The sequence below is a fragment of the Brevibacillus sp. FSL K6-0770 genome, assembly GCF_038000275.1.
Classification (GTDB): domain Bacteria; phylum Bacillota; class Bacilli; order Brevibacillales; family Brevibacillaceae; genus Brevibacillus; species Brevibacillus parabrevis.
In genome coordinates, this window is record NZ_JBBOBQ010000001.1 from 3,231,872 (window position 1) to 3,252,041 (window position 20,170).

At 50.4% G+C, this 20,170-nt stretch carries 18 protein-coding genes and 3 tRNA genes; 3 read left to right on the plus strand and 18 right to left on the minus strand.

Annotated elements, in window-relative coordinates; translation table 11 throughout:
- Window positions 1-9 precede the first annotated feature (9 nt).
- The 6 genes from NST23_RS14970 to NST23_RS14995 all read right to left on the minus strand — a co-directional run bounded on the left by NST23_RS14970 (window position 10) and on the right by NST23_RS14995 (window position 5,674).
- Window positions 10-1,167, minus strand: a complete 1,158-nt coding sequence (locus NST23_RS14970; protein WP_173596599.1) for a M20 peptidase aminoacylase family protein — start codon at window positions 1,165-1,167, stop codon at window positions 10-12.
- A 43-nt stretch (window positions 1,168-1,210) separates the two neighbouring features.
- Window positions 1,211-2,566, minus strand: a complete 1,356-nt coding sequence (locus NST23_RS14975) for an LLM class flavin-dependent oxidoreductase (RefSeq protein ID WP_173596598.1) — start codon at window positions 2,564-2,566, stop codon at window positions 1,211-1,213.
- A gap of 55 nt (window positions 2,567-2,621) precedes the next feature.
- Window positions 2,622-3,464 carry a MetQ/NlpA family ABC transporter substrate-binding protein gene (locus tag NST23_RS14980; RefSeq protein ID WP_122965448.1) on the minus strand — a complete coding sequence of 281 codons (843 nt, stop codon included), beginning with the start codon at window positions 3,462-3,464 and terminating at the stop codon, window positions 2,622-2,624.
- A gap of 35 nt (window positions 3,465-3,499) precedes the next feature.
- Window positions 3,500-4,150, minus strand: a complete 651-nt coding sequence (locus NST23_RS14985) for a methionine ABC transporter permease (protein ID WP_122965447.1) — start codon at window positions 4,148-4,150, stop codon at window positions 3,500-3,502.
- On the minus strand, window positions 4,150-5,172 hold the full coding sequence (locus NST23_RS14990; protein WP_141254259.1) for a methionine ABC transporter ATP-binding protein: 1,023 nt from the start codon (window positions 5,170-5,172) through the stop codon (window positions 4,150-4,152). The genes NST23_RS14985 and NST23_RS14990 overlap by 1 nt, the downstream gene beginning before the upstream one ends.
- A 241-nt stretch (window positions 5,173-5,413) precedes the next feature.
- Window positions 5,414-5,674 carry a glutaredoxin family protein gene (locus NST23_RS14995; protein WP_233454211.1) on the minus strand — a complete coding sequence of 87 codons (261 nt, stop codon included), beginning with the start codon at window positions 5,672-5,674 and terminating at the stop codon, window positions 5,414-5,416.
- A 377-nt stretch (window positions 5,675-6,051) separates the two neighbouring features.
- Here NST23_RS14995 and NST23_RS15000 point away from each other — a divergent pair, with 377 nt between their 5' ends.
- Entirely contained in the window at window positions 6,052-7,068 is a 1,017-nt protein-coding gene (locus tag NST23_RS15000; RefSeq protein WP_173596597.1) for an MsnO8 family LLM class oxidoreductase, read from the plus strand.
- Between the two features lie 166 nt (window positions 7,069-7,234).
- On the opposite strand, the gene NST23_RS15005 is transcribed toward NST23_RS15000, so the two are convergent.
- The 4 genes from NST23_RS15005 to NST23_RS15020 all read right to left on the minus strand — a co-directional run bounded on the left by NST23_RS15005 (window position 7,235) and on the right by NST23_RS15020 (window position 11,650).
- A complete protein-coding gene (locus NST23_RS15005; protein ID WP_173596596.1) occupies window positions 7,235-8,587 on the minus strand; it encodes an LLM class flavin-dependent oxidoreductase in 1,353 nt (450 codons plus the stop codon).
- A 190-nt stretch (window positions 8,588-8,777) separates the two neighbouring features.
- A complete protein-coding gene (ybaK, locus tag NST23_RS15010) occupies window positions 8,778-9,242 on the minus strand; it encodes a Cys-tRNA(Pro) deacylase (RefSeq protein WP_122965498.1) in 465 nt (154 codons plus the stop codon).
- Window positions 9,243-9,420: 178 nt separating this feature from the next.
- Window positions 9,421-10,410, minus strand: a complete 990-nt coding sequence (locus NST23_RS15015) for an ABC transporter substrate-binding protein (RefSeq protein ID WP_340964016.1) — start codon at window positions 10,408-10,410, stop codon at window positions 9,421-9,423.
- A 253-nt stretch (window positions 10,411-10,663) separates the two neighbouring features.
- Window positions 10,664-11,650 carry a helix-turn-helix domain-containing protein gene (locus NST23_RS15020; RefSeq protein ID WP_122965442.1) on the minus strand — a complete coding sequence of 329 codons (987 nt, stop codon included), beginning with the start codon at window positions 11,648-11,650 and terminating at the stop codon, window positions 10,664-10,666.
- Between the two features lie 76 nt (window positions 11,651-11,726).
- Here NST23_RS15020 and NST23_RS15025 point away from each other — a divergent pair, with 76 nt between their 5' ends.
- Complete coding sequence (locus tag NST23_RS15025; RefSeq protein ID WP_340964020.1) at window positions 11,727-11,933, plus strand: hypothetical protein; 207 nt, start codon at window positions 11,727-11,729, stop codon at window positions 11,931-11,933.
- 45 nt (window positions 11,934-11,978) lie between these two features.
- Here the strand turns inward: NST23_RS15025 and NST23_RS15030 are convergent, their stop codons facing one another.
- The gene (locus NST23_RS15030; RefSeq protein ID WP_173596592.1) at window positions 11,979-13,796 is read right to left on the minus strand and encodes an APC family permease; all 1,818 of its coding nucleotides are present in this window, start codon (window positions 13,794-13,796) and stop codon (window positions 11,979-11,981) included.
- A 1,680-nt stretch (window positions 13,797-15,476) separates the two neighbouring features.
- Here NST23_RS15030 and NST23_RS15035 point away from each other — a divergent pair.
- On the plus strand, window positions 15,477-15,875 hold the full coding sequence (locus NST23_RS15035; protein ID WP_340964024.1) for a hypothetical protein: 399 nt from the start codon (window positions 15,477-15,479) through the stop codon (window positions 15,873-15,875).
- A 965-nt stretch (window positions 15,876-16,840) separates the two neighbouring features.
- Here NST23_RS15035 and NST23_RS15040 read toward each other — a convergent pair.
- From NST23_RS15040 to NST23_RS15070, 7 genes are all read right to left on the minus strand, one after another.
- Window positions 16,841-17,341, minus strand: a complete 501-nt coding sequence (locus tag NST23_RS15040; RefSeq protein ID WP_340964027.1) for a hypothetical protein — start codon at window positions 17,339-17,341, stop codon at window positions 16,841-16,843.
- A gap of 636 nt (window positions 17,342-17,977) precedes the next feature.
- Window positions 17,978-18,051, minus strand: a tRNA-Gly gene (locus NST23_RS15045).
- Window positions 18,052-18,182: 131 nt separating this feature from the next.
- Entirely contained in the window at window positions 18,183-18,569 is a 387-nt protein-coding gene (locus NST23_RS15050) for a hypothetical protein (RefSeq protein ID WP_340964030.1), read from the minus strand.
- Window positions 18,570-18,828: 259 nt separating this feature from the next.
- A tRNA-Leu gene (locus NST23_RS15055) sits at window positions 18,829-18,910 on the minus strand.
- Window positions 18,911-18,959: 49 nt separating this feature from the next.
- Window positions 18,960-19,044, minus strand: a tRNA-Tyr gene (locus NST23_RS15060).
- A 105-nt stretch (window positions 19,045-19,149) separates the two neighbouring features.
- Window positions 19,150-19,461, minus strand: a complete 312-nt coding sequence (locus NST23_RS15065; protein ID WP_217021217.1) for a hypothetical protein — start codon at window positions 19,459-19,461, stop codon at window positions 19,150-19,152.
- Between the two features lie 68 nt (window positions 19,462-19,529).
- Entirely contained in the window at window positions 19,530-20,096 is a 567-nt protein-coding gene (locus tag NST23_RS15070; RefSeq protein WP_217021219.1) for a thioredoxin family protein, read from the minus strand.
- Window positions 20,097-20,170: the final 74 nt, after the last annotated feature.

The following is a 20,170-nucleotide window of genomic DNA, read 5'->3' on the forward strand; positions in this document are numbered from 1 at the left end:
CTGCTACTCTCACCCGCCTTTCAGAGCACGCCAGGCCAGCTCGGCAAAATAGTTCGCGCTGATCGCAATCGCCCGTTCATCTACGGTAAATCCGGGATGATGCCATTCGTTTGTCCCGGATGTTCCGACGAAAACGAACACGCCGGGAATTTTTTGCTGATAATAGGCGAAATCTTCCCCTGCGGCGGACGGCTCAGGCGTGACGACTTGCAAGCCGAGCTTCTCCGCTGTTTCGGCCGCCAGTTTGGTCAAAGGGCCGTCGTTTTGCACGGAAGGCGGGCCTTTGAACCAGCGCAGGCTCACTTTCGCCCCGTATGCCGCAGCGACTCCCTCGATGATCGCCCGAATGCGCCCCGGGATTTTCTGCCGGACTTCCTCCTGAAACGTGCGGACTGTGCCGCCGAGAGCGACCTTATCCGGGATCACGTTCCAGGTCGTCCCTCCGTGGATCGTCGTCACGCTGACGACCGCATTTTCCAGCGGGCTGACGTTGCGGCTGACAATCGATTGCAGCGCGGTCACGATCTGCGATGCGGCGACAATCGGATCGATTCCGGCGTGAGGAATTGCCGCATGCGTACCAAGCCCTTCCACCTCGATATCGAAGCCATCGACACTCGCCATCAACGCTCCCGGCTTGATCCCGACGCTCCCGACTTCCAGATCAGGCTTGTTGTGCAGCCCGAAAATCGCCGTCACGCCGTCCAAAGCGCCCTTTTCTATCAAAAGCGCCGCTCCCGTACCTTTTTCTTCTGCCGGCTGAAACAGCAGACGCACCGTTCCGGGCAACTTTTCCTCCTGCTGCTTTAGCAAAAAAGCAGCGCCCAGGATGACGGCGGTGTGAAAGTCGTGCCCGCAAGCGTGCATGTTTCCGACGATGGTTGAGGCATAGGGCAGCCCCGTCTCCTCCTGAATCGGCAACGCGTCGATGTCGGCGCGCAGGGCGATCACAGGGCCAGCGTTTTTGCCCCCGATTTCCGCCACGACGCCTGTTGCCAGCGGCAGCTCGATCAGGCGAATCCCCGCTTCTGTTAGCCACTCCCGAATCGAACGGGTCGTTTCAAATTCTTCGTAGGCCACTTCCGGGTATTGATGCAACTGTCTGCGAATCGCGATCAGCTTCTGCTCCCAATCGGTTCGTGTCAGCTCCTGCGTTTCTGTGCTCATCCTGAACCTCTCCTTTCTTCTGTCACCTGACCTGCTGCTACGTTCAGGACTCGACTTTGCTTAATGCCCGGCTGCGCACGGCCAAGCGGTTGTACGGTTTTTCCAGCCCGAGATGCTCCCGCAGCGTATCGCCCTCGTAATCGTGGCGATACAAGCCTCTTTCCTGCAACAGCGGGATGACTTTGTCCACGAAAGCTTCCAAACCTTGCGGCAAAACTGGAGCGATAAACATGAAGCCGTCTGCCGCCCCTTGGGTAAACCACTTTTCCAGCACGTCGGCAATTTGTTCCGGCGTGCCGATCAGCTCGCGATTGGGGCCGCCTTCGAGCAGGGCGTACAACTCGCGCAAAGTCGGATTTTTTTGGCGGATCAAATCTGTCATCCACTCAAAATGACTTTGAATCCCGTTGTCTTGCGGGAACTCCACTTCTTTTGCCGGGGTGTCCAGCGAGTATTTGCTGAAATCGACCTTGCCCAAGTAGCCGGACAAAAAGCGCAGCCCTTGCTCCGGCAAAAGCAAGTCGTGCAGACGGCGGTGGATCGCTTCTGCTTCTTCCTTCGTATCCGCGACGATCGGCGAAATGCCTTGCAAAATATGCAGCTGGTCAGGCGTGCGACCGTAATCGGCCAGCTTGCTTTTCAAGCTGCGGTAAAATGCTTTGGCGCGTTCAAAATCTTTGACATGCGAGAAGACCACTTCGGCGGTACGCGCTGCCAGCCTTTGTCCTGGCTCAGACGCGCCTGCCTGCACGATAACGGGTTGCCCCTGTCTCGATCGGCCGATATTCAGCGGCCCCTGGACCGAATAGTACGTCCCTTTGTAATGGAGTCGATGCAGCTTATTCGGGTCGAAAAAGACGCCCGTTTCCTTGTCCTGGACAAAAGCGTCGTCTTCCCAGGAATCCCACAAGCCTTGAACGACATCGATGAACTCCTCAGCCCACTCGTAACGGTGATCGTGCTCCAGGTGGTTATTGCGGCTGAAATTGCGTCCCGTTTCCCCGGTAGCGTCTCCGGTCGTCACCATGTTCCAGCCCGCGCGGCCGTTGCTGATGTGGTCGACGGAGGCGAACAGGCGCGCGAGATTGTACGGTTCGTAATACGTGGTCGACGCTGTGGCGACCAAGCCGATTTTACTGGTCGCGCCAGCGAGGGCAGCGAGCAATGTCGTCGGCTCGAAACGGTTCAAAATATTCGGGTGCGAGTCTTCGTTCACCGCCAGGCTATCCGCGATGAATGCGATGTCGAACTTGCCCCGCTCGGCTGTCTGCGCCAAATATTTGTAGTATTCGATGTCAATGCTGGCATTTTTTCGCGCTTCCGGCAGACGCCAGGAGGCGACGTGAATCCCGGTCCCTACCAGATAGGCGGACAAGTGAATCTGTCTTTTTTGCGGCATGGCACTGCTCCCCTTCCTCCTGCATAAAATTTGCTGCCTTGCTGTTCAAACGGCTTTACGGCTTGCTTTTAAACGCGTCTTTGAAGTTTTTCAACTCCTCGACCGTCACTTGTGTCGGAATGTAGTTTCCTTTGTAAGTCTGGGTGATAAAATCCGATACTTCTTTCGATTGGTACACGGCGACCAGCTTTTTCAACTCTTCGCGGTTCTCGTTTTGCTTGGTGGTCGCGATCACGTTAATGTACGGCTTGGCGGTTTTGCTTTCGTGAAAAATGGAGTCTTTGAGCAAAAAGCCCGCTTCGACCGCCGTCCCGTTGTTGATGATCGAAGCGGCCACGTCTTTCATGACGCGCGGCGTAGTCGCCGGATCGACCGGAACGATTTCCAGCTTTTTCGGATTTTCTTTGATTTTGTCTTGGCCGCCGAAGCCGTCAAAGTTGTCAACGACTTTGATCAAGCCCGCTTCCTGGAGCAAAAGCAGCGAGCGGCCCCAGTTGGAATCGTCGTTCGGCAGGGCGATTTTTGCCCCGTCCGGGATTTCTTCGATTTTTTTGTACTTGTCGGAGTAAATGCCCAACGGCGCGATGATCGTCGAGCCGACGGGAACGATTTCCGAGTTGTTTTTCGTATTGAACTGATCGAGAAAAGCGACGTGCTGGAAAGCGTTGGCGTCGATCTCGCCTTCCAACAGCACCGTATTCGGGTTGACGTTGGCATTGAATTGCACCAGTTCGATGGCAAGCCCCTGTTTGGCAGCCTGCTCCTTCACGAACTCCCACGTCCGCGATTCCGAGCCGCGAATCCCGATTTTCAAGCTTTTTTGGTCTGCTGCGCTTCCGCACCCTGCGGCGACAATCGTCACGAGGGTCAGCAGTATGGAAATGGCGAGCTTTTTCATCGTTGGTTTCTCTCCTGTCTTTTGCGAGGTTTCGATTAGTTTCGGCGAATTTTCCGGGCGAACACGTTGCCCAATGATTGAATACCCTGGACGAGCACGACCAAAATGATGACCGTTGCCACAATCGTGATCGTGCTGAAGCGTTGGTACCCGTATGTAATCGCCAGGTCGCCAATTCCTCCGCCGCCAACCGCTCCGGCCATCGCCGTTGCACCAATCAGTCCGATCGTTGCAGTCGTAATGCTGAGGATCAAAGACCCGAGCGTCTCGGGAATGAGGAAGCGGAAAATGATTTGCAGCGGAGTCGCTCCCATCGCCTCGGCTGCTTCAATAATGCCGGGATTGATTTCCAGCAGCGAGTTTTCCACCAAGCGGGCGATGTACGGCCCCGTGTAGATCACGAGCGGAACAATCGCCGCAGTCGTCCCGATGGACGTTCCCACCACCAGACGTGTGAACGGAATAATCGCCACCAGCAAAATAATGAACGGCACAGAACGCAGCACGTTGATCACCGGATTCAAGGCCGAGAAGATCGCCGAATTTTCCAAAATGTGCCCTTTTCTGGTGACGACGAGCAAAATGCCGAGCGGCAAACCGATCACGGTCGCAAACACCAGTGACACACTTACCATGTAGACCGTTTCATACAGCGCCTGAAAAACTTGCTCAGAACTGACTTCCATCACGAAACAATCTCCTTCACCGTCACATTTTGTTGCTGAATGTAGTGATACGCGCGGGCTATGTCCGCCTCGTTGCCAGCAAGCTCCACGATCAGATTGCCAAAAGGCACGCCCGCAAGCTCTGTGATGCTGCCAAACAGTACATTCACGTCGCTGTTGAAGCGTTTGGCCACCTGGGAGAGCATCGGCTGTCCCGTACTTTCGCCGATGAAGTGAATCTTGATAATTTTCGACTTGCCCCGTTTGGCTGCGAGCAGCTTGTGCACGCTTGGCGGAATATCATCGCGCACGACTGATTTGACAAAATTGCGTGCCACTTCCGTCTGCGGATTGGCAAAAACATCGAGGACGCTGCCTTGCTCGACAACCGCCCCATGCTCCATGACGGCCACGCGATTGCAAATCTCCTTGATGACGTTCATTTCATGCGTGATCATCAAGATCGTGATGTTGTACTCTTTGTTCACGCGCTGCAACAGTTGCAAGATCGATTCGGTCGTCTGCGGGTCGAGTGCGGATGTCGCCTCGTCGCTCAACAAAATCGACGGGTTGGTCGCAAGGGCACGGGCGATCCCGACACGCTGCTTCTGGCCGCCGGAGAGCTGGTTCGGGTAACTGCCCGCTTTGTCCGTCAAACCGACGAAAGACAGCAGCTCGTCGACTCGCTCGCGAATCTGTTTTTTCGGCGTGTCGCCGAGCACCAGCGGCATCGCTACATTGTCAAACACGGTTTTGGTCTCCAGCAGATTGAATTGCTGAAAAATCATGCCGATGTTTTTCTTGACGCTTCTCAGCTCTTTGACCGAAAGCTTGCTCAAGTCTTTTCCGTCGACAATGACGGAGCCAGCTGTGGGACGCTCCAGCAAATTGACGGTGCGCAGCAAGGTGCTTTTTCCTGCCCCGCTAAAGCCGATGACGCCAAAAATGTCGCCTTTTTCCACCGTGAGCGTGACGTCTTTCAACGCTTCGACGGTTTTGCCGCCGCTTTCGAACGTTTTGCTTACTTGCTGAAAAGCGATCATGCCCTCTTTCGCCTCGCTCGGGCTGCCAGCCGGCGACTGCTCCTTCCAAACCGCCGCTCCGATTCCCATCCAATCTCCTCCTAGCCAAGCTGACTTTTTCTTTGGAAACACGTCGGGACGTTTTCCTGAAAAGGAATGTGACCGCAAGCGGTCTGTCGCCTTATCGATCCGGTTATGGGAAGTTGCTTCCGCTGCCTTTTGTCTTTTGTGCGGTTGTTCGGGCCAGGAAGCAACTAACGAACTAACGATCCAGGAGAGACTCCAGCCGATCCAGCTGGTTGTAGAGCAAGGCTTCATATTTCCCCTCGCCGCCAATCTCCACCAGCGGAATCAAGCGCGTGCCGTACTTGACTTCCAAAACGTCGCGCAGCACGTCTTTTCCTGCTACATCGATCCATTCGTACAGCTGGTTGTTCGTTTCCAAAATAGCTTTCACATTTTCACAATAGGAGCAACCTTCTCGCCCCCACACGACGACTTTTTTCTCCTGTCCATCAGACACTTCCATTCCCTCCCTATCTTCTCGCTGCTTTTTCTCTCCGTCTCCGGTAAACAAAAAGACTTCCTGCTGTATGATGCCAAGCAGGAAGCCTCTCCAGTGGTCTGGTCGATGACTTTTTAAATTCTTATCGGATTACTAGGGATATTATCATCCCCAATCTGTTTCGTCAACGGATTTTTTCTGCGTAAATTCAACGTACGGTCTGCAGGCATTTTTCACGATTGCATTGACAGCGGCATACGTTATCGTTAAAATCCGAGTAAACAACTAAGGAAATAAGCTGACTGGACCACCAGAAGCCCCTTCGCGATTTTTGCTTGCAAGGGGCTTTTTGTGTTTGCTTGACCTTAGAATCGCATCGTTAGGGGAGAGAAACCGTGGCACTTACTTTGAGCATTCTCGATCAAAGTCCGATTCAAGAAGGAGAAACAGCAACAGAAGCCTTCCAGCACACGATTGAACTGGTGCAAAAGGCGGAAGCGTGGGGCTATCATCGGTTCTGGGTGGCGGAGCATCACGACCTCGATCATGTCGTCGGCTCATCGCCAGAGGTGCTGATCGCTCATCTGTTGGCCAAAACAAGCCGCATCCGCATCGGCTCAGGCGGCGTCATGCTCCAGCATTACAGTCCTTATAAAGTAGCGGAAAATTTTCACGTCCTCGCTTCTCTCGCTCCGGGGCGGATCGATCTCGGGATCGGCCGCGCGCCGGGTGGACTGCCGCTCTCGACCAAGGCGTTGCAGCAGCAGCCAGGAGCATCCGGCTCCTCCCTCGAAGAAAAGCTCGCGGAGCTTGAGCTGTTCCTGCACGACGAGCTTCATCCGGCACATCCGCTGTACGGCTTGAAAGCAGTGCCGATTCCGGATGAGCCAGTCGGGATCTACTTGCTGGGCACGAGCGTAGCCAGCGCACAGCTTGCCGCAGAGCGCGGAGTCCCGTATGTGTTCGCGCTGTTTATCAACCAGGACGAGACGGTTTGCCAAGCCGCCTTTGCCGCGTACCGCCAGCAGTTTCGACCAGGCAAACGGGCCACTCCGCTTGCGATCCTGGCTGTTTCCGTCATTGTCGCGCCAAGCGAGGAAGAAGCCGCCCAGCTTGCCGCCGATACCAAAGTGGCCAAAATTCATCTGAAAAGCGGGAAAATCGTCACGGTCACGAGTTTGAAAAAGGCGGAAGAGTATGGGCAGCAATCCCACGAGGACTACACGATTGAAGTAAAGGAAGCGAATGTCATTGCCGGCACAAAAGAGTCGGTGCGCGAAAAGCTGTTGGCCATCGCTTCCAAGCATCAGGTAGAGGAATTGATCATCCATACCCCGATCAAGCCATTCCAGAAGCGCTTGCTGTCTTACGAACTGTTGCAGGAAGCCTTTCTCGAATTAACGGTCAAGTAATAGGAATACGCCTTGCCTTTTCTCCACCGATGAAAAAGCTCCTTCTGATGCGTTTGGCGCGAGAAGGAGCTTTTTTTGCCATGAAAAAAGCCTGCGGTGCTGGATGAAATGCTCCCGCAGACTCATGTCCTGATTAGCTCTTTTCCTTTGGCAGATGCTTTTGGCGTTACGAATGGACGTCTGCTGCATCCGGCTTTTTGCCTTGTTCCAGCGCATAGCGATTGGCGGGAACAGAAATCCCGAGATGACCGCGCAGCGTGTCCGCCTCATATTCGGTGCGGAACAAGCCTCGCTCTTGCAAAATCGGGACAACCAGCTCGACGAAATCGTCCAAGGCACGCGGGACATTCGCCTGAACAATGAATCCGTCTGCCGCTTTTTGCAAAAACCAATGCTCAATCAGATTGGCAATATGCTCGGGAGTGCCGATGAACTCGCCTTCCGGTGTCGCCGTGTAGAGCGCGGTTTGGCGCAGCGTCCAGTTTTCTTCCCTCGCCTTTTGCTTAATTTTGTCTGTCGTGCTGCGGAAGCTGTTGCTGCCTACCTCGCCCAGCTCTGGAAACGGTTCGTCCAGCGGATATTGGGAGAAATCATGGTGGTCAAAAAATCGGCCCAAATAATGCAGCGCCTGCTCAATGCCGATCAGACTGGCAAGCTCCGCGTGCTTGCGCCTGGCTTCCTCTGGCGTTTTGCCGATGATCGGGTTGATCCCGGGGAAAATCAGGATGTCGTCTTCGCTTCGGCCATAGGCTGCCGCCCGCTCTTTTACTTCCCGATAAAAACGCCGGGCGTCCTCAAGCGTTTCCTGCCCGGTAAAGACGGCGTCCGCAGACTTGGCTGCCAGCTCTTTGCCGCTTTCTGAGGAGCCTGCCTGAAAAATAACGGGTTGCCCTTGACTGGACCTGGCGATATTGAGCGGGCCTTGCACAGCAAAAAACTCCCCTTGATGATCCAGGCGATGCATTTTCGCCGGATCGAAAAAGACGCCTGTTTGTTTGTCCCGCACGAAGGCGTCGTCCTCCCACGAATCCCACAGTCCTTTTGCCACCGTCAAATATTCCTCGGCGATCCGGTAGCGCAAGGCGTGGTCCGGGTGCGGTTTGTTGCCGTAATTTTTCGCTGACCCTTCCAAGGGAGAAGTGACTACGTTCCAGCCTGCGCGGCCGCCGCTGATCAGATCGAGCGAGGCGAATTGCCGGGCTACCGTAAACGGCTCGCTGTAGGAAGTCGACACCGTGCCCACCAATCCGATCTTTCCCGTGACCCCGGCCAAAGCCGACAAAATCGAAATCGGCTCAAAGCGGTTCAAAAAATGCGGCAGCGATTTTTCGTTAATATACAAGCCATCCGCGACGAAGACGAGATCAAACTTCCCCGCCTCTACCTTTTGCGCTTGCTGGCTGTAAAAAGCGAAGCTGACACTCGCATCCGCCTGCACATCCGGGTGCCTCCATGCTCCCATATGGCCGCCGATCCCGTGGATCATGGCTCCGAGCTTTAGCTGTCTTTTTTGTCCCATCGTCTCTCCTCCTCAATCCTACACCGTCGGCATTGGTGTTACCCGCTTTTTTTGGACGCAAAAAGGCCCCTGTAGCGAACAGGAGCCTTTGGTTGACCAATCGGCGGTAACAGATTTTCTCCGTTTAGATTATTACTATTATTCCGATGTGTCAATGAGGTTTTGGAAATCCAGACAAGACAAGAGCCTTTTATTCACTTGGCGCTCCGGAAACGTCAGCCAGCCGCCCTTTTGTCGCTTGGAGCAAACCAGCCACATCCAGCTCAATCTGCATGCCGATCTGTCCGCCGCTGACGATGATCCGCCCCATCTGTTCGGCGCTGCTGTCGACGATCGTCGTGAACAGTTTTTTCATCCCCACGGGCGAACAGCCGCCGCGCACGTACCCGGTTACAGCGGTAATGTCCTTCACCGGGATCATTTCGATTTTTTTCTCGCCAACCGCTTTTGCCGCCTTTTTCAAGTCCAGCTCGGCTTCCACGGGAATGACGAATACGTAGTAAGCACGGCTCGTCCCTTGGGAAACCAATGTTTTGTAGACGACACCCGCTTCCCTGCCGATTTTTTGCGCCACGGAAATTCCGTCAATTTTTCCGTCGTCCGTCTGGTAGGTCAGCATGGCGTATTCGATCTTTTCTTTCTCCAAGATTCGCATCGCATTCGTTTTTCCTTGCTTGGCCACGGCTCGTTCCACTCCATTTCCAGTCCAGTTGAATTAAAACAAGTGTACCGAATATAGGCGAAAAGCAAAAGCCAAAAACGAAAACGCCACTGCCTGGGCAATAGCGCTTTCGCTGGTTCACGTCGAGAGCGGACGCGATTCGGTCAGGAGATTACTGGCCCATCGCCTGCATGATGTCTTCGATCCCCTGGATTTTGGCAAGCGCCATCGGGCCAGGCAAAGACGGGTCTTTCAACTCGTACACATGATTGTTTTTCACCGCGTTCAGGCTGTTCCACACTTTGTTGTCTTTCAGAGCAGCTTTGACTCCTCCGGCGATCGGCGTTTGCCAGTTGTTGATCACAAACAGATGATCCGGGTTCAAAGCAGCCAGACTTTCAATGGAAAGCTGCCCTTGCGCCTGGCTGCCATCCACGCGTTTCAGACCGAGGCCGACGTAAAACGGGTCAAACCGTCCGTCGTTCCATGTCGTGAACGTATCTTTTTCATTGTACATCACAAACATGACCGACTCCTGACTGCGAAACGCCAGCTTCTCCTTGTATTCCGCCGATTTGCGGTCGAAATCCGCCAAGACGCTCTTCGCCTTGTCTTCCTTGCCGATGACCTGTGCGATTTGTTCCAACGTCTCGCGCCAATCGCCAGCCTGGGGAAGGATGACGGTCGGTGCGATCCGCGACAAGCTTTCGTATTGATCTGTCATGTCATTCGCCGCGATAATTACGTCCGGCGCCATCGCCAGCAGCTTTTCCAGATCGACCTCCATGCCGAGATCCGCGATGTCTTTGTTTTCCAACCGCTTGCTCAGGACGGGAAAATTGCGCTGGATCGTCGCCACGCCTTGTGCGGCGATCGGATACTCGTCCAAAACCGCGAGATAATCCACGAAGGCAATGTACGGCGTGGCGATTTTCAACGGCTTTTGCGGAATGACCGTTTCGCCAGCCAAATGCTTGATTGTTTTCGGATAGGCGACTGCGGTTGCGGTGTTATCCTGCGTGGTCGCGGCCGCAGTAGTGGCTGTCTGGTTGCTTTGCTCCCCTAGCGTTGCTTTCTCGCTGCTTCCGTTGCTGCTGCATCCTGTCACGAGCAAAGCCGCGAGGAACACAAGTTTGAACCAAAATGAGGCATTTTTTGCCATGCGCTTGTCTCTCTCCTTTTTGTGTCGATCCTTCATCTGGCAGGAAATACACATGATAATATGTGAATGAATATCATTATCACTAAAAGGTAAGATACTAAACATCGCCAGTCCGTTCCACCACCAGACGGACTACTTTGCTGGTTGTACGGATATCCTTTTCACAAAAAAACCGGGACGAGCCTCGCTGCACGAAAAAAACCGCCCGACGCCCACATGTTAGGCATCGAACGGCTGCTCATCCCTATCCTTTTTACTGCTTCGCCCAAGCGGCTGTCTGTCTGACAAAAGCTCCCGGATTCACTCCGTACTTCTCCCGAAACGCTTCGGCGAAGTAGCTCGTATTCGAGTAACCGACAGCGCTTGCCGTCTCGGTGACGTTCATGTCGCCCGACTGGAGCAGCTGCCACGCCTTCTCCAGCCGTTTTTCGCGCAAAAAGCCGAACACTGTGTTGTTGTACATAGCCTTGAAGCCGACCTTCAGCTTGTAATCGTTCAAGCCGATCATGCGGGACAAGGCAAGCAGCGACGGCGGCTCTGCCATGTTTTCCACGACAATGTCTCTCGCCAGCCGGATTTTTTCCCGATCGCTTTTGGAGAGACTGTCCGCCTCCGGGTTTGATTCCGTCAAAAAAGAACGAAAAGCCATCGAGAAAAGCTCCAAAGCCCCGCATTGCAGCTCCAGATTCCTCGTTCGCGGCTGCAACGCCCCCTGAATCAAGCGCTCGGCGACAACCGTAGCCGCCGGCGAGATTTTTTCTTGCCAAATCCGAAAAGGCGACTGCCCGAGAACTTGCGAGAACTCTACGTCCGTCCCCCCTTCCGCGTCGGCCATGAACTCGCGGAAAGTCGTCACCGGAATCCCGATGCCCAGCATGTAAAACGGATCGTCCCGCCTGTATTCGAAAGCCGCCTCAAACTGCCCCATGAATTGCAGCGAGCACGTTCCGGTCGTAAACTCATGCTGTCTGCCCTTGATATGCAGGGCACGAGCGCCTTGCATGCAAAAATTCAGCTCCACCATCGGGGCTGTCGTTTGCACCGAAAGCTGCTGCTCGCGATAAAAGGCGTGCTTCGCGACCACAAGCTCGATATCGTTGCGCGGGATCACCCGGCGGATATAGCCTTCTCCGTCGCTTGCGGGCACAGTGGCTGGATCCTGCTCGTTTCCGTGAGGCGCTTGTACGCCGAGCCGCTCTACATAAGACTGAAAGTTGTCATGGAAGTTTGCCGCACTCATTTTGCATGCACCTCAAGCCCAAATTCATCCAGTTCGATGATAATTATTCTCATTATTATACTGGATGAAGCTGTTTTTGGCTACCGATCAAGTGCATGGGAACGGGTGGGTGCTCGCAAGACAACCGCCCACAAAAAAGAGATTACGCCTGGGGATCGGGCAAAATTTTTGCCTGCGATTTGTCGCGCAGCAAAAGCTCAACGCCCTTGTCCACGATATCGCCAAGAGCGATTTTTGCCTGCCCATGTTCATCGCCACACAAACACAAAAAGAAAAACCTTGAGGGTCAAGGTTTTTCTTCGGCTGCATGCAGCAATCGCCCTCTACTTCATTTCTTTAATCGATACGGAACTGTAGCGATTTTTACATCTTGGCGGGCGAACAAATACGCTCGGATCAATAAACTCGTCTGGTTATGCAACAAATTATGCCACCAGCGCTTCGTAATAAACTGCGGAATCATGACAGTCACATGATCCGTCTCTGCCTTTTTCCACTCCACCGTGTCAATAAACTTAAACAGCGGCCTAATAATACTGCGATAATGCGAACGCAAGATAATCAAGCGCACTCCGGGATTCCACAGCGCCCACTTCTCCTCCATTTTTTTCATGTCTTCATCGCTGAACCCGACGTAGACAGCGACAATGTCGTCTGACAGGGACTGAGCGTAACTAATCGTATTTTTAACCACCTGCGAAATCCCGGCCACCGGAATCACGATGACGCTCCCTTTTGGATCGGGTTTTTCTGTTTGGATATCAAGTCGCAACTCATCTGCCAGCTCTCGATAATGCTGGTTAATTTTCCGGAAGATGAAAATAACGATAGGAAGGAATACAAAAATCGACCATACTTGCGCCAGTTTCGTCACCAAAAAGATCAGGCAAATCGTCAACGTCGTGAGCATTCCAAACGTATTAATGAGAAAAGGCAGCAGCCACCCTGGCGGCTTTTTCGAAATCCAGCGTTTCATCATACCTGCCTGTGACAAAGTAAACGGGATAAAAACCCCTAGCGCATACAAAGGAATGAGGTTTTCCGTTTCTCCTTCAAAAGCAATCACCAAAATGGCGGAAAGGATCGCCAAAAAGATGATCCCGTTTGAAAACCCAAGACGATCTCCCCGGACCATGAACATATTTGGCATAAATCTGTCTTTGGCTAACATAAAGGCGAGTAACGGAAAGGCCGCAAAAGCCGTATTGGCGGCCAGAAATAAAATAAGTGCAGTGACCGTTTGAATCGAGTAATACATGATTCCGCGTCCAAAAACCGCCGAAGCGATTTGAGATACCACCGTTTCCGCTCGTCTTGGCGAAATCCCGTACAAATACGCCAGCAAGCTAATGCCCATGAACATGACGCCAAGGATCAGTCCCATCAACAAAAGCGTCGCTGCGGCATTTTTCGGTGCTGGCTCCTTGAAGTTAGGAATGGCATTTGACACAGCTTCGACCCCTGTTAATGCCGAACAGCCTGAGCTGAATGCCCTCAAAAGCAAAAATAACGTGATACCCGGAACAACGGCCCCGTATTCAGGGGGATGCGCTTGGACATTTCCCGCGATCCATTGATACCCGCCGCCAATAATTAACGCAAGAATAGCGACGACAAACAAATAGACAGGATACATTAAAACCGTTGCGGATTCTGTTATTCCGCGTAAATTTAGTACCGTTACGATGGTAATCATGAACAGGGCAATCAGCACACGATGGTCATGCAGCACGGGAAATGCCGAAGTAATCGCGTCTGTGGAAGCAGACGTACTAACCGCAACCGTTAAAATGTAGTCCACAAGTAACGAGCCGCCCGCAACCAGGCCAGAAGTGGTTCCCAAATTGTCCTTTGCGACAATGTATGCCCCGCCGCCTGTTGTGTAAGCAAAGATGGTTTGGCGGTAAGACAAAATGAGTATGGTCAAAAGACCGATCACCGCAATCGATATCGGGATAGAGTACCACATTGCTGCCGCACCCAACGTAATCAACACGATGAGAATCTGTTCGGTCCCGTAAGCGACAGAAGACAGGGCATCAGATGAAAGAACAGCCAAAGCTTTGACTTTATTTAACTTTTCTGCGGCAAGCTCGCTTGATTTCATGGGTCTACCGAGTAAAAATCGCTTACATTCCGATATCATGCGTTTTCCCCTATCCAGCGTTTTCTTGGTAGTTTTCCCATTGTTACGATTAAAATTAGTTTGTTTTGTTGTTGGTGCTATCTTGCTGTCGCCTATTGGAAGCTCCCTCCGCTCGCTGCTTCCAGATTCTTTTCCAAACCCAAACGGAAGGCCCCTCGTCGCATCCTCCTTCTAATTCTTCACCGTGATACGCCCCAGTCTGCAGGCCAAGTAAAACAGGCGCCAGAACACACCTCATGTAACAGTGCGAACCTGGCAACCTCTCTTTTTTGGTATCAGCTGCTTGATTTCCGTTTCGATCTTGCTGATAGCCGCCAGGATACCGGTAATCTATTTTGGTAGGTCTTTATCTTCATCCTTGTTTCTCCCCGCCTTCTCCCCCTTTGTGGCAACAAAAGCCCAGGTCAGATCGGGACGCGCTGTCAGTCTTGTTGGCAAAAGAAAAAGGAGCCGCAATTGCAGCTCCCTACTACTGTTCTGTTAAGGACTCACCTGGATTATTTGCTGTACAGAAAAGCACTTCCGATGTCAGTGGAATTATCATTTGTTTTGATCTGAACTGAAATACTGTCCCCAACTTCAAGCGGTTGTGTCAATAACCCGAGTTGGAAAGTGATTTCACCGTTAGCGTCAGTGACTGGCAACATCACGTTTGTCGTGGTTGCGGTGAATGGCATGCCAGATGGAGAACCGCCAATGAACATCCCGTACGCTTCTGGAGTATTGATATCGCTTTGAGTCAAAGTGATATCAAATGTAAACTGATAGCCCTGAATCGGATTGCCGTTTTGATCGTTTGCTGTAACTGTAATCGTCCGTGGAACAGAATCCTCTCCAAACGAAGAGTCAATGACAGCTGTTGAATTAGCTGCACTAATTACTGCTGGTCCGCTATTCTCGTCTTATGCCTTCTCTATCTGTCGGTTTTATAACGAGCCTTCACCGTGCAGGCGGCTTTCGTCGCACACGGCGATCAGTCAACGGATGATAAGTTAGAGCTTAACAACGGGCATAAAAATCTTAGCATCATTCAGGTGCTTTTTGCTAGTGTTTATTTTCTGAAATGACAAGTTTTTTGATGAACAGGGAGTCGTAACAGCAGCCCCCATGAAAAAAGCCCTCTCCCTTTTGGAAAAGGCCTGCTGTGCGATTCTCTACTATTTTCTTAATCCAGCTAGACCAGCAGGCGAAACCTTCCCCAGCGCCTTGCTTGTCAACCTGATTCCTGCTGTCGTAAGCATTCTAACCACTGTCTCCCTCGCTACTGTTCATCCGGCGAGACCCGTCATGATCAGCAGACCAGTGAGCAGATGCACGTCGCTTGTTACGGTTTGCAAAAGTCATACGGTGTCTCACTGTGTACCCTGGTTAGACTCAGCCGTTGTACCAGCGGTCTGTGCTGTTGTCAGATCCCTTCGATGTCGATACGCGTCATACTGTTGGATTACCCACAAATCGGTGGGCTATTTAATCAAACAAACGCGCCTTTAGGTAGTACCCCCTTGCTTTCCGCCTATTCTCTCCTAATGGTTTGTTACCCCTCTTTTTGATAAACCTCAACCGTGTAATAGTTCTACATAGTGGCGGCAAAAAAATTTGAACGACATTGTAACTAATTACCATCATCTTCGTCCTTATAGATGGAAACAGTTTCCGTATTAGAATCGGAGGTAATTCATTTTGAACAAAAAACTTTTTGCATCTGGAAGCTTAATAGTTGTTCTGCCTCTCTTGTTTGCACTTTTAATTCCTGCAAGTTTTTTCCTTGGGCCATCACCAGCCCAGAGAAATGAATTTGACTGGAACTTACAAGCCGGTTCTGCCAATGGAATTGTAGCCAAAACCCCAATTGATGTAGCGAGTAATTTGTATTATAATGGCAGGCCATTACGGGATGCACTGGTAAAAGTAACTTACTTTGACAATAACCAAAATGTAAGCATTGTTATGCAACCTTATGAGGATGGATATGAAGGGACAATTTACTTCCAAGAGGCAGGAAAACATACCCTTCGATTTTCTGTTGAGAAAGGAAAGGTTACAGGCTCAGAAGATTGGGAAATTGATGTAAAAGAGTAACAATCAATTCACCTCTTACATATCTCGATGCGAAATGTTTTTTCGTGAAATCAACCTGTCTCTCCTTTATTATCATTACCGATTTGCTAAACGACTTCAAAACTTCTTGTTTACCACGCGTCTTGGCTACGTATATCTGCTTCATAAGACGTTTCTCAGCAGTATCGTTGAGAAGCCTATGTTCCAAGCCCATTGACCACCGCCATTTCGTTGATGAGTTCTTCGATTTGCCTGTTTTCTGGTATGCTGCGCTTGCAACAATAAATCATCGACAGATTCATGTGGTGATTTCCTGATAATTGCGTTTTGTTCAATCGTTCGTCAACAATTGGTCAACAGCCTCGAAGTTATGGCTAGGCTGTTTTTATTGGCAATTTACTTATGCAGCTACACCGCCATGTTTTGTTACCGTGACTTCGAGTTCTGTTCCCCCGGTATCAAGGGATGTAAAAATACATAATAAATACAGGAAAAAAATACAACTACGATGACTGCTTTCCGCTATATTCTACAGGTCAGCTACTTAGTATCTTGGGGTTACTTTCTTTTACGCTGTTCTCTCACGGTGAAGGGTGGTCAATGTTAATGAGAGGTGAATTAATCACCAAAACGGATGAGTTTCTTGCTGATGCCCTCTTTGGAGAGTAAACATGATGGAAATCAAACATTACATTACTACAAACAAGCCTCAAGAAGCCCTCCCTCCTATAATGGAAGGAGGGCATTTACTATTCTTTAATGATCACTTGGTAGCACATAGGCGCTCGCTATAGAGCTGACACTTGCAGATAAGACTTTTCAAGAGAGATTGAAACAATACATAATCGGCGAAATTTCCGAGTTCGTTCATTTGTCGGACTACATGAAAATCAATCTGGTATGCAATAGCCGGCAGGAATTGGGGTTATTACATAGTAGAGGGTATATCCATTGCCATCCCAATTGCACAACTCATTTGCTCCGTATCATGCAGTAAGCACTGCAGCTACAGCAGCCGGAAGCTTAAGATAGGAAGCTAGTGCTGCACCTCCGATTCCTGCTGCCAACGCTTTCCCTATCTTTGTGGCTTTACTTGCACTTACGTAGTATTCGAGATAAAACGCCATAGGCTGTATGTTCTTGGTTGACTGCTTAGAACTGCAAGCTTTACTAGAATTTGTGTTTATGATATCTGCTTTTGTATCTAAAATATTCTTGCCTACGATCATATTCCCTTTTTTAATTTCGTTATTTGCGAAGCTAATCATCTTTTCGAATTCTTCAAATGCTTCTTGGCTGACCCCAGCTTCTTTGGAGTTGCTGTACCCATTTACAACTATACCGTCCTTGACAAAGGTCTTTTCTTCCAAATCCGATTTTGCAATTTCAAGCAGTAGATCAAGATCACGGTCATCAATTTGTTCTGCTGCATGAACATTGGGTACCGCTACCTGAGAGTATCCACTCAATAGAAAAGCTGTAGTCAATGCAACTGCTAGTAACGATTTAGTTATTTGATTTTTTTTTCACTCGTCTTTCCTCCACCGCTATAGTCCAGATAAGTCATCCAAGCAACAACCGCAACTGTGATAACTACAGAAACCTTTTTACTTATTCCCATGCTAACGTCAAGATCAAAAAAACTAAGTGCCAACAGCCCAAGAAGTATAACCAAGAGAATTTTTTTGATAATATCACCTCAAATCAGCGTTCTCTTAATCATAATAATGGTAATAAAATGAAAATGATGCAAAAAAATGTCGACACGAAATATAAAAATTTGTAAAATCATAAACGCTTAGTAAGAATAAACAGGAGTTAGCTCGAATCCTTTACTCTAGCCCATTCATTAACCATTTACAAAGGGCTATCCTCTAATATGTTTATAAGGTCCAAAAATGGCTTGGTCATAAGAAATATCAAACAATCGCAGATATCTATGCGCACGTTACAACAAACTTTGCCAGGAAGCTGCCTTGAAATTGGGCAAACTCAACCCGTGAATGAGCGACGACCAATACATTTCATCAACAATCCGTCAACAACTCCGCTTTTCTGAACTTAACTCACCCACACAAAAAGAAAAAACCCTGATCCCTCAAGGTTTTCACGCATTACCTCTATGGAGCGGGTGATGGGAATCGAACCCACGCTACTAGCTTGGGAAGCTAGAGTTCTACCATTGAACTACACCCGCAAGTTCACTTTTCTCCATCAAGTCACACATCCCGCAACAACAAGCGCAACAATGAGAAAAGTTACTCACTTCAAATATTTAACAATAATAAGTATACCGCCTCCCCATCCTTTTGTCCACCCCTGCCCCGCTCACGAATGCGGGCGATTGGAAATCGTTGCGCCTGCGATTAAAAACACCACCAGAAAGGCTCCCGCCATCCGCAGAGTGTAAATATAAGGAAGGACAACATCGCCAATGTCTGCGACCAAAAAAGGGGCGAAATATTGGATGCGCGCCCATGAAGAAACGAGAAAAACGAGCGAACCAGAAAACGAAATTTTCACAAACCGCGATATTTCCGTCGAGCGATCATCCACCCTTGTCATATAGGCATAAAACGCATAGAGTGGCAGCACCAAAGCTACTCCCGTCGCCGCCCAGGAAAGATAGCCGAACACAAACCTCGCGATCAGATACGATATGACTAAAAAGATAACACCAAGAACAGCTCCCACAATGTACTCCCACTTATTCATACAGCCCTCTCTTCCCTTGCCAGCAACTCAAAAGTAAACGATTACTATTGTACCAAATATCCCCATAATCTGGCGAAATTTTCGAAGCTCATGTGGGATTCCTATAGTTTCTTGTGGTTTCACGAGGTTCTTGTGACGTTTTGGAGCAATTTCTTGAGCGTTTATTGCGCCATGCATTATGCACTTAAATTTCTGACCGCCGCCACAAGCAAACAAAAAAACTCTCGGAACAAACACTCCAAGAGTTATCTTTCAGATATGGTGCCGGTGAAGGGACTTGAACCCCCACGGTTTCCCTCACGATTTTGAGTCGCGCGCGTCTGCCATTCCGCCACACCGGCATGTAGAAAACTGTATTTACATACTAGCACATTTCTGCTAGAAAATCAATGGTGGGGAGAGACGGATTCGAACCGCCGAACCCGGAGGGAGCAGATTTACAGTCTGCCGTGTTTAGCCACTTCACTATCTCCCCAGCTGAATAACGTGCGCCTCTTCCTTACCGCTTGCGCTTGTCCGAGACGACGTTATTTACTCTATCATGGACCACAAGTTTCGTCAATAGGTTTTTCTCATTTTCTTACGGGCTTACGACATGCTTTAAAATATCTTGTGCCCATTGTTGAAAAACAGCAAGCGCCTGCTCCACCTCTCCAAACGAAAGTTGCTCCTCACAGGAGTAGTCCGGAAAGTCCAGGATGCGGTTTTTGCGAATCATGACGTGGTCTGCCTCGCATTTGATCTCCAAAAAATAAGGCACAGACTCATCTACACCAAAGCGATTTTCCAAAAATTCATAGGTGCGCACCCACTCTAAAATCCGCACTTCGGAAGGCTCCAGACGCAAAACTTGCTCCAGGGACATGATCGTTTCGTTTCCGTAATAATGCATCCAATCTCAGCCTCTCTGCATGAAAATAGGCGGAGTCGCGACTCCGCCCTGTATGTTGTTCGCGTTTGTTAAATCGAGGAGAGCAGCTCTCTCAGTTCTTTGACAATGACTTGCTGGTAGCCCGCGCCTTCTCCGTACTGTTTGAGCATTTCTGCACGAGCGACCTTGATGTTTTCTTCGTAGTCAGGGGCGTTGCGATCTGGGTTTTGCTGTTTGAACGCTGTCATGATTGCCTGTACGTGGCTAGGTCTCGGGCCCCATTTTGCCAGCACGTGTCCGCCTGTATCTGCGAAAATGACGACTGGAATGGCGCGACCGCCCATCGTGAGAAATTCATCCATCAGGTCGAGGTGGTCTTCCATGACCAAAATTTCAACAGGCATCTCTGTTTCTTTTAAAGCGTGGAGAACGACCGGCAAGTTTCTGACCACATCTCCGCACCATTCTGCTGCCAAAATCAAACATCTCAGATCATCCCGATGCTGCAACGAGGCAAAAAAGGCCTGGTCCTGTTCATCTGCCCAAGCAAACGCCTCCGACCAGTTTTGGAACGTATCCTGATTTTTGGTCATGCCTTCGATGAAAGCTTGCGGTTTCAACCCTGTGCGAAACTTGTGTGCGACATTTGCAGCCATTTGCTCTCCTCCAGTATATGTATGGACTTGTTCTTGTATCTTTTCCACGGCGGTTGCGAAAAGTCCTCTTCGCC